Source organism: Bradyrhizobium sp. Kon69 (assembly GCF_055807515.1).
In genome coordinates this window covers 1-281 of sequence record NZ_JBVVOS010000310.1, presented here as the reverse complement: position 1 = coordinate 281, position 281 = coordinate 1, and the positions used below count along the sequence as shown (strand labels likewise).

Genomic DNA, 281 nt, shown 5'->3' with positions numbered 1-281 from the left:
ATTGCTAAATTGCTCGGGCATATTGCGGGCTAAGCGATTATGAAAATCGTTAAGAAGGGCTCCACTTGCCGAACCTGTGTTCCCTGATAGTACGTATAGAGACAACAACAGAGGTAGACGCAAGAGGTCGAGTAGGTCACCAGGAATATCGGATTGACCTGGCCTTGCCTTGGCCACGGTTTGCGCGACCAACTGCGAAGGGAATGGCTCAAGCGCCCAGACTTTAAAGACCGTGTCGCCGACATCGGAATGCCGGGCATTGGCTATTACGCGTGCTCCAG

General features: G+C 52.7%; 1 protein-coding gene. It reads right to left on the bottom strand.

Annotation, left to right across the window (positions count from 1 at the left end; translation table 11 throughout):
- Positions 1–281 (bottom strand): hypothetical protein (locus AC0L3U_RS39275; RefSeq protein ID WP_473365102.1); only part of this gene is annotated, 281 nt, incomplete at both ends.